Below are 1,233 nucleotides of genomic sequence, written 5' to 3'. Positions count from 1 at the left end.
GCAAGCTGACTTCTGCGAAGGCTTGGCGTTTGATCGATAAGGCGGCCTGATCCATCAAAGAATCCGAAGTCGGCCGATCGAGATGCATCGGGACCAGATGATGCTCCATAGCATGCAGAAACAACAGATCGTCCAGCAAATGGTCGACCCACCTCAAGACATTATTGAGAGCCCCGGTATGATTAAAGGAGCGCAAATACGCGAACGCCGATTTCAATCGATTTGTTTCAGTAAGGGAAGCTTTTCCGAAGAGGCTTCCCTCCAGTTCCGCATCGTCCAACACCACAGCGCCTGTATCGACATGTATCCAATCAAAGTAAAAATAGTGAAACGACAGCGGTATGATCACTTTCCGGCGAAACAGGACGCCGGGCGGACAGAACACCAGATCCCCGGCAACGGCAGTTCCGCTTGTATCCCCGATCCAATAAGCAAATTCCCCATCCTCCACAGCAAAAGCGCACCATTTCTCGTACTGGGCCGTTTCTGTGGAAAATTGGCTCTTTCTGTTCCAATATACATAATATTTCGCTTTCGACCTGATTTGCCAAAGCTTCGMCATGCTGCTTCCCCTCCTGCCGTTCATGAAAGAACATCTATACTTTATTATAAGAATATGCATTTAAAAGTAAATACTATAGAAGTAAAATTGAAATAGCATATAAATATGCAATAGAAGATGTGAAGAAAGAAGTAGATTTGAGTTAAGTTTGGAAGGGGGGCATGAACGGGTGAGAGATACCTTGAAAATGGACGGTTACTAAAAATGGGAAGCGTTTACAATAATCGTGATTCCGCTCATTTCTCCCCTGGCAAGCTTGCCCAAAGAAGTGTTCGAAGCAGCGGCCCTGATTTTAGTTGCACACAAGCAATTATTTGAGGAATGGCATTGACCAGTTTGAAGGGTTGACGACCCAATTAAGTTCGGTTAAATAAGGAGGAGGCATTATATGCGACAGATGGGAATTATCAAACATTGGATTTCGATTGTATTGATCTTTTGTATGCTTTTCTCGATGCAAAGTATCGTATTCGGCGAAACTACCCAATCACAATCGGACATAAGAGGTCATCGGGCGCAGAAGCAGTTCTCCGCTTGGTTGGAACAAGGCTTGGTAGAGGAGCCTCAGACCGGTACTGTGACAGGAACGATCTACGGAGCCAATCATGTACCTCTTATCGGTGCCACCGTAACCATTATCGGTAGTGAGCAGGTCGGCACAGCCATTACGG

At 45.9% G+C, this 1,233-nt stretch carries 1 protein-coding gene and 1 pseudogene; one reads left to right on the top strand and one right to left on the bottom strand.

The window, feature by feature from the left end:
• Positions 1-562: pseudogene (locus AC1DWB_RS35550) on the bottom strand (hypothetical protein); the annotation flags it as partial.
• Positions 563-950: 388 nt separating this feature from the next.
• Here AC1DWB_RS35550 and AC1DWB_RS35545 point away from each other — a divergent pair.
• Positions 951-1,233: hypothetical protein (locus AC1DWB_RS35545; protein WP_477545772.1), on the top strand; the 283-nt coding region annotated here is incomplete at its 3' end.

This window comes from Paenibacillus sp. P4_E11 (assembly GCF_056401635.1).
Note: the sequence above shows the minus strand (reverse complement) of the source record. Positions and strands in the feature narration are given on the sequence as shown.